General features: G+C 67.8%; 7 protein-coding genes. 2 read left to right on the top strand and 5 right to left on the bottom strand.

Going from position 1 to position 8350, the window contains the following annotated elements; translation table 11 throughout:
* Positions 1-475 (bottom strand): GNAT family N-acetyltransferase, cg3035/Rv0428c family (locus DD1DGNOD_RS28495; protein ID WP_430827740.1); only part of this gene is annotated, 475 nt, incomplete at its 3' end.
* Positions 476-1341: 866 nt separating this feature from the next.
* Here DD1DGNOD_RS28495 and DD1DGNOD_RS26345 point away from each other — a divergent pair.
* Positions 1342-1509: a hypothetical protein gene (locus DD1DGNOD_RS26345; RefSeq protein WP_165034641.1), complete on the top strand. Its 168-nt coding sequence runs from the start codon at positions 1342-1344 to the stop codon at positions 1507-1509.
* 319 nt (positions 1510-1828) lie between these two features.
* Here the strand turns inward: DD1DGNOD_RS26345 and DD1DGNOD_RS28490 are convergent, their stop codons facing one another.
* Positions 1829-2128: a hypothetical protein gene (locus tag DD1DGNOD_RS28490; protein WP_131764716.1), complete on the bottom strand. Its 300-nt coding sequence runs from the start codon at positions 2126-2128 to the stop codon at positions 1829-1831.
* 707 nt (positions 2129-2835) lie between these two features.
* Here DD1DGNOD_RS28490 and DD1DGNOD_RS27605 point away from each other — a divergent pair.
* On the top strand, positions 2836-4695 hold the full coding sequence (locus DD1DGNOD_RS27605; RefSeq protein WP_206442867.1) for a serine/threonine-protein kinase: 1860 nt from the start codon (positions 2836-2838) through the stop codon (positions 4693-4695).
* A gap of 78 nt (positions 4696-4773) precedes the next feature.
* On the opposite strand, the gene DD1DGNOD_RS26335 is transcribed toward DD1DGNOD_RS27605, so the two are convergent.
* From DD1DGNOD_RS26335 to DD1DGNOD_RS01105, 3 genes are all read right to left on the bottom strand, one after another.
* On the bottom strand, positions 4774-4950 hold the full coding sequence (locus DD1DGNOD_RS26335) for a hypothetical protein (RefSeq protein WP_165034639.1): 177 nt from the start codon (positions 4948-4950) through the stop codon (positions 4774-4776).
* Between the two features lie 211 nt (positions 4951-5161).
* Positions 5162-6271 (bottom strand): phosphotransferase family protein, encoded by a 1110-nt coding sequence (locus DD1DGNOD_RS01110; protein WP_241255383.1) that lies wholly within the window; start codon positions 6269-6271, stop codon positions 5162-5164.
* A gap of 61 nt (positions 6272-6332) precedes the next feature.
* The gene (locus tag DD1DGNOD_RS01105; RefSeq protein WP_241255382.1) at positions 6333-7934 is read right to left on the bottom strand and encodes a hypothetical protein; all 1602 of its coding nucleotides are present in this window, start codon (positions 7932-7934) and stop codon (positions 6333-6335) included.
* Positions 7935-8350 lie beyond the last annotated feature (416 nt).

Here is an 8350-nt window from a genome sequence, read left to right as displayed (position 1 = left end):
CGAAAGTCGCCAGCACCTGTCCGGCAACGTCCAGCCAGGTGTCGCCGACGGTGTCAAGAAGGATCGTCCGGTGGCCGTTGACTGCGGCGGGCCGGGAGCTGCCAGGTCTGGCAGGCACGTTCCTGGTGGCTCCCACGACCAGCCGTTCGCCGATCTCCCCGAGATCGGCGATGCAGACGTCGGTCGGTCCGGTGTCGTCGAAACCGGCCGCGTCCAGCACCTCGTGGATAGCCGAGGGCATGGACACGGGCGTGATCTGGACCGTCGGCGGCAGACCGGCAGTAGCATAGAATTCACCGACAGCGTCCAGGGCGTCGGCGATGTCGTCGACGTCGCCGCGGGCCCACACGGAGTTGCCGCGCCGGGATGAGCCAGCCGACTCCCGCAGCACCCAGCCGCCCACCCGCTGCTCGCGCAGCGGCGGCCACGCGCGATGCGCCACGTCTTCGAGCTCACGGCTGAGGTCGCCATCCACCGGTTCATCCACCGTAGGCGCTACCAGCGCATCCTGGACGGAATTGCCGACCGGTTCAGTAACCATGCCGCGACCGCCATCTGCCGCCCGGGAACAAACCCGCACTGACCACCCGTCCGAGGCTACCGGGCGGGGCGCTCCAACGGACCCGATTCCGGCCTCCGCAGACCTTCTCCGGCCGGCTTCGCCGATCCGGTACGCAGCCCTGCCACAGCAACAAACACGGTCATGCCTTCTTCGCCCTGGTCAACTCCGGCCAGTCGGCTCCGGCAGACCATCGCCACCTTATCGCGCGCCAGGGCAACCGACGCAATCCGCAGTAAACCGGCCACCGATACGACCGGCCTCGTGACCGACAACGTCAAACCCATCATCACGTGACTACCGCAGCTTAACGAACCGCTCGTACCGCCTGGTTCAGCGCCTGCGTCGGCGGGTTGCGCCGGTACCGTTGATTGAATCCATGACGTCGGCTGCACCATGCGCAGCCGGGACGGATGCACAGCGCCGGGAGATTGATGCGCTCGGGAACACCCTCAGCCGGCGGAGCCGGCTATTCAACGTATTAGCGCGACGACGCGGCGGCCCGACGGACCGGCCACGGGACGCAAACTTTGTTACCTTACCGTAACGGACGCTCAACCCGACGGGAACACCGAGGTTCTACGTTTCTTACAGTAAGATCGGATGTATCGCTGCCCGACAAAGGAGCCGGGCTCCTTCTCGAGGGGCATGGAGTCGGAAATGTTGGTGAACCCGCCACGCGATGCCGTTTCAGCAGGTACATCAGGTGAGGCGATCCCGCCGCACAGCGTGCTGACTGAGTGGAAATCGCTTCACGACCGAGAGTCGTTGGAGGTCTACTCATGAGCAGACTGGTCACACTCGTCGCAGCTGTCGACGCTCAGCCGACACTGGAACAGACGGATTCAATGCTGATCGAACTCGGTCAGATGCCTCGTAACGCCGTCGTCCTGGGACTGATCGACGCCTTGCTCGAGTACCGGACACTGCTGCTGAGCCTCACCGCCTGATGTCCGCGCTCCTGCCGGCCGCTTCGGTTCCTGAACCGGCGGCCCGGGGACCCGAGCCTGGGCGCGAAAAACCATGATTGCGCGCTCCTCGTCCAGCCAGTCAGGTGGTCTCCTAATACTTGGCGGTGAGACCACCTGACTGGTCGGAACATTCACAACAGGAAGATCCCGGGCAGTCGCGCCCGGTGGCCGAGCACAAGTACAACACGGTCACCGCACGCGCCGCGCCACGTAGATCCCCAGACACGTGCACACAGCGATGTCACGGAGATCCCAGGGCGCACAGCGGTGTTTTCACCGCCGGGATACTTCCGCATTACTACCGGCCGAAGGGCTGTCCCTGTCCCTGCTGCTGCTGGCCGATCTGCTGGCCGAAGCCCTGGCCACCGCGCTGCCCGAGGGAAGCACCCGCACCAACGAGCTCCTGCAGGCGGGTCTCCACGTAGCGCTCGCTGTGGTGGGTCTTGTCCGCGATCCGCTGAACGAGGTCGTTGACGTCGCGAGCGGCGTCGAGGTCCGCGGTGCCGACCTGGCCGAATTCGTCGAGCAGACGGTACCGAATCTGCTGCCAGTTCTGCCGCAGCTGCTGCTCGATCTGCTCCTGCTGCTGCTGTGCCATCGCATTTTTCCTCTCGTCGTATACCGACCGAACGAGAAGTGACACTACCGCACTGGATGCTCAACCGGTCAACCCCAACGGCCAACTTCGCAGGTTGTAATTCTGCAGGTTTCTCATGGGGTGAAATGGAGGCATGCCGGCAAAAGAAGAAAAATAGTCGAGGAAAAAGACTCGAGCCACTCGCCGCAGCAATGGTGACACTCTCCGTCAAAAGGCGAACAAATATCGGGCGGTAGCTCACCCGTACGGTCACCCAGCGCCGAATACCTGACACGCTGGGCAGCCACGCGGCACCGGTACCAGTCGCTCCCGGAGTGCACGCCAAGCGCTGACCGTACCGTAAGAAGCCATCCGACCGAGGTGTCCGCCTGCCGTTTCGAACAGCTTTTGAAAGCGGGTTACAACGGATACCGGACGGTCCGCTGAACGCTCCTCGAAACTCCCCCTCGCCCGGCCCTCCATTATTGCCGGAAAATGATCCGGAAAACGGAAATCCGCGCATGCTCCGGACCCGGAACAGCACGTCCATGTCGCTTCTTCGCACCATCGGAGCCGGCTGGGCGCAGCCAGTCGTTCTGTCCTGATCCGGCCGACGGTCTCCTGACCGTCTCCGGCCCCGTGGCGACCGGTACCGCTGGCTCGGTACGGTGGGGCTCGGCGGGCGGTCATGCCCCGCGACCACCAGGATGTTGGAGGAGGGGCCGGGCGTGCTGGCGCCGCTGACCGACGCCGATCCCCGCAACGTCGGGCAGTACCGGCTTCAGGGACGGCTCGGAACTGGTGGAATGGGCGCCGTCTACCTCGGCTTCGGCACGGACGGCCACCCCGCGGCGGTAAAGGTCGTCCGGCCTGAACTTGCCGCCGACCCGGAGTTCCGGGAGCGGTTCCGCCGGGAGGTCTCGGCGGCGCGCCGCGTCCACGGGACATTTGTGGCGGAGGTCCGCGACGCCGACGTCGACGCGCCACTGCCGTGGATGGCCACCGACTACGTCGAAGGAGTCAACCTTGGCGCTGCCGTGGCCGACCGCGGCCATCTCAGCGAATCCATGCTCGTCAATCTCGCCACCGGCCTCGCCGACGCCCTCGTCGCCGTACACGCCGCCGGTCTGGTGCATCGCGACCTCAAGCCGTCCAACATCCTGCTCGCCTGGGACGGCCCGAAGGTCATCGACTTCGGTATCGCCCGGGACCTCGACGGCTCGGATCACACGCGGACGGGCCACCTCATCGGGACGGTCGCCTGGATGGCGCCGGAACAACTACTCGGTGAGCGGGCGGGCCCCGCAGCCGACATCTTCTCGTGGGCCATGTGCGTCGTGTTCGCCGCGACCGGCCGCCACCCGTTCCCGGCCGGCACACCGACCGCATCGGCATTCCGCAGCCTGAACGAGAGCCCCGATCTCGCCGGTGTGACTGAAGCCCTCGTCCCCCTGCTGCTACGAGCGCTCGACAAGAACCCGGCGCACCGGCCGAGCGCGGTCGACCTCGTCTCCACCATCGTCGGGCAGCAGGTGACCGGCGTCACCGACGCCGACGAGGCCACCCGCAGGCTGCTCGGCGCGGGCTGGGTGGCGCCCACACCACCGCCCAGCCCGGTGCCCATACCGACCGCCGCGCCGAGAGCGTCCTGGCCCTCCACTCCCCCGTTACCGACATCGATATCACCGACGGGGAATGGTCCGTTCAACCGCCGGCCCGGTGGGCGTCGCGGGCGGCTGGTACTCGCCGGCACCTGCGCCGTGATCCTGCTCGTGACAGGCGCCGGACTGGCGCTGGCGCTCAGCCGCGACACCGGCAACACCCGCGACGACGCCATATCCGTACGCGCGACGGTCCCGACGGCCAGCGGTTCCAGGGCCGGGGCCACGGCTTCGACGGACGCGCCACCGACCCGGTCCACGACGCCGCCTGCGGGCCCGTCCGCGCCGGGGACACCGTCGGGAGCCGGCACCACGCCGACCGCAGCCGGCAGGCCGACGGAAACCGGCAGGCCGCTGGGTGCGGGCGTCCCGGTGACGGTCTACGCCGACACCTCCGGCGCCACGGTGCCCACCTGGCGCGGCCCGACCACCAACCCGGTCTTCGGCCGGCTGGGCGCTGTCGCGGACGGAGCCACGGTCACCCTTTACTGCGCGGTGTACGGCCAGTCCGTCACCGCACGCAACACCACGTCCCGCTTGTGGGACTACACCAGCTCCGGATGGATCAACGACACCTATACCCACACCGGCACCCTCAACGCCGTCGTTCCCGCCTGCGTGGGCAATATCGGCGATCCGCGGCTGGGAACGGGAGAGCCGCGGACGGACACCGGCCCGTTCGCTGTGGCCGCCGGCAACGACGGGCTGGCGGTTCGGTCGTCGGCCGGGGCGGACGCCTCGGTGATCGCGACCCTGCGGCACGGCGACCTGGTCCGCACCGTCTGCTGGGTCCACTCGACGTACGTCCCGCCCCCACCCGGCCTGTCCACCGGCAGCGACAACTGGAACCGCCTGTCGACCGACGGCTGGATCCCCGACACGAACGTCTACAGCGCGACCACGGCATCGGCAGCCCCCGCCTGCTGACGGCCGTACCGTACGGGCTACCTCACCGCATCACGGACCACCCAACCAGCATCCCCATGCAGCCGAGCAGCCCTCGCCTCAGCCGACACCGACTTCACCCGGTTCCGCGAACTGGCGTGGAGCAACCCGTTGTGACAGACCGGCGTACGCCAACAGGTTCGAGCCGGCCTGGCCGGCAAACACAATCGCGACACTTCCCAGGAACATCCACCAGCGTTTTTCCGATAACATGGCGACATCAGCCGCCGGATCCATCGACGCAACCTCAAAGGACCCAAACCCGAAGGCCCGACCGCGAAGGACTCGTATCCGGTGCAGGGCGGGATCCCTGAGAAGACGGCGATCCCTGCGAAGGACGATGATTTCCGAGAAGACGCTGAACCCTGACGAATGTCAGGGTTCAGCGATCTGCCAAAATCCCGTGGACAATCAGATCCCTGACACACTCTCAGGGACGGGGGGTGTGTCAGGAATAGGGCATCCAGCGGACGGTCTCGTCCCGGTAACGCAGGCTCGCAAGGCGGACGGCGAACTGCGCGGCCACCCGCGGGTTGCTCGCGAGGACCGGTACCACGCTCGTCACCAGCTTCAGTTCCCGCACCGCCCGCAATACCTCGAAGCCCGGCCAGCGCATGACGTCGAAACCGTACGCGGAGGCAAGTGCCACGTGCTGCTCCAACGGGTAGCCGAACCGCAGCCGTCCGACAGCCAACGGGATCAGATCCCATTCGGTCGGCCCGTAGCAGGTGGCGTCGAAATCGCATATCAGCACCTCGCCGTCACGAGCTTTGACGAGGTTTCCCAGATGGGCGTCGCCATGGACGATCCCGGCCGGCAAAGCGTACGCCACGCTCTCGAGCGCGGCCTCGCACCGGCTGGCCAGTCGCCGCAGAAACGCAAGGTCGGCAGCATGCAGCCCCTCGGCGTCGGCAAGACGTCGACGGACGTCGGCGAGCGGGTCGAAACGGGGTAGGGGAACGTCCGGAAGCGGCAGTGCGTGGAGCTGGCGCAAGGCAACGGCCAGGTCGCGCGCTGTCGGAGGGACGTCTGTTCGCGGCGCCCCGCCTGCCGTGGCCCCACGCACCGTCGCTGCCCGGCCCCCTACCCCACGCCCGGCCGACCCACGAGCCCTGGTGCGCAGCTGCTCGTCCCCGCCCGCGGGTGGGAAGGGGATTCCGACGGCCGATCTCGACGGCTCCCCCGATCTCACCGACCTCCCGGAGCCGGCGTCGATCCACAGGGTGGCCACGGTGCCGGCGATTCGCAAAGGTGCCGGCATGCCTGGCGCGAGGCGCACGGCCGGTACGTCGTGGCGGGCAAGCCAGCGAGCGACCTGGACGACCTTGTCCGCCCGGTGTGCCATCGCCTGCGATCCGGATATCCGGACGATCACCCCGGCCCGGGGCAGCCGGAACACCGCATTTGCCGCAATCTTGATAAGTTCCGCGTCCCGGCCGTCCAGCCCGACCGCCGCGCAGATCTCCTGGAGAATTTTCCAGGCCCTTGTGACGGTGAAACGCCCGCCACCGGCAACCGGCACACCCGTCGACATTCCCACGCCGTCCAAGTGATTCACGTGATATGCACCGTCCGTTGTCGTGCTACGGAGGTCTCGCGGGGTCAGCGCCGTCCACGATTCACCACTCGATCTCCACGGCAGCCTCCCGCGAACCAGCGGCAGATGATGCTCCTGTAGACATTCCCGCGCCAGTTGCTGCGGCAGCCTTTGTTCCGACACCAGCCTCGTCCGAACCGGCCGGCTGCCGCCCGCCCTCCCGCTGCCATCCCCGGACGTATGCGGCGAGCTCCCGGACGTCCCGGACCTCGCCGTGCGCCCGGGTTATCGCAAGTAGCTGGTCGGCCCGGTTCGACGCCGACGCCACCGTACGCCCCCAGGAAATCGAAATCGCCTCGGTGGCCAGCGCGCACACCCGGTCGAGTTCGAGTCGACCCTGGCGGGCCAGCGCCAGTGCAAGATCAAGACGAATCACCGACCGGAAACCAGGAGCGTTCATCGCATCGAGCTGCGGCATGGCGAGCTGCGCGTGTTCCTCGGCGGCCCGGGATCGTCCGAGCAGGCACAACGCCGTGGTCGCGTTGTAGGAGACCTCGACCGGGTGAAAGGTGTCGAAACCCGGCCCGGGAGATCCCCACTGTTCCACGGGAATCATGTCAGCGAGATCGTAGGCGAGGTCGAGCGCCCGCGCCGCACCCCGGACGTCACCGAGCGCAGCCAGCGCGCGGGCCTCCTGGCAGACCAGCCGGGCCCGCACCGGACCCGCACCGACATACCGCAGCCCGTCACGGGCGAGCTGCAGGGCCACGTCCGGGCGACCACCGTAGAACTCGGCGACCGCCCCGATCTCGCGGGCAGACCCCTGCAACGGGCCGTCACCGGCCCACTCCCCGGCGGCAAAACCGGTAGCGGCCAGGGCCCGCGCCGCATCGGGATCGCCCAGTTTGAAGGCGGCATCGGCATGCAGGACAGTGGCTCGACCAGCAACAATGCGCAGCCGGCGAGCGTCGGAGGCGGTCAGGGGGCACTGGGCGAGCTGGTCCAGGCAGCGCCGCAGCCGGACCGTCTGGGCAAGCACGTGGGCGGGCGGGGTGTGCTCGTGGGTAGCGAGCAGTCCGGCCAGCTGCTGTTCGGCGTGGGCGACCGCGACCTGTGCGCTCGTCGTACCGCGGCCATCGACTGGGTCCATGGACTGCCCGTCGGGTAGGAGCGCGCCCACCATGGCGGCACCGGCATAAAGGTGGAACTGCCTGCGGTCGGACGTCGGTGAGCTCGCGGCTGCCACGGACCCAAGCGGAGGAGGGTACCCGACCGTGGGAAGCTGCCCGGCCACGGGAGGATGTCCGGCCGCGGCCTGGTACCCGGCCGCACGGGAGTCTTCGGAGAACTCGACATCCACCCGGTCTGCCGGGATCGCATGGCCTACCGAGGCCTGCACGGCACAGGAATCCGGATGATCGTCCGGGGGGGTGCGGGCGGCTGGAATCGCGGCGATCGGCATGACAGACAGGACATGCGGGACATGTTGTTCCGCGTCCACAGCCGCCGACCATGCACTGGCCGGACCGACCGGCGGGCCGGAAGCGGCAGGATCATGCTCCTTCCGCGCCCGGGGTTCCTGCTGGACCGGCTCCGCCGACCCGACAGGACCGACAGGACCGAGACCCAAGGCCACCGGGAGCTCCCGGATCACCGGCGGGAACAGCTCGCCAGTATCAATCATGACTACGTACTCCCTGGCGTCCTGTCGGTAAGGCGACTCGTTCGCACACCCGAGCGAACCCTCTTGGTAGCGATAATGTAACTCAAGGTAACACAAAAAAGTGCCGGGAGCGGCGTGACCCGACAGAGAAGCGGGAGAGAACACGCACAGACCACGACACATGCGGTCGCCTTCCGAACCAACCGGACGTGACGCACAGTCACCTGCCCCAGATGTCCGGTACAGGACAATCCAGGCGCGTTGCGTTACTCCAGATCTACGGGTTACCCGGCTGCCATTCCCGGCAGGTCGCGGATCCGCCGGCAACCCGGGCGTGGGCCTGCCCGCGCAGACCCGACAGCCAGACCGCGGCATCACGGAAGGCATCGTCGGATGTGCTCGGCCGCACCACCCCGGCCCGCCCGTCCGCCCTCGGG

It is taken from the genome of Candidatus Protofrankia californiensis (genome assembly GCF_900634765.1).
Classification (GTDB): Bacteria; Actinomycetota; Actinomycetes; order Frankiales; family Frankiaceae; genus Protofrankia; species Protofrankia californiensis.
Note: the sequence above shows the minus strand (reverse complement) of the source record. Positions and strands in the feature narration are given on the sequence as shown.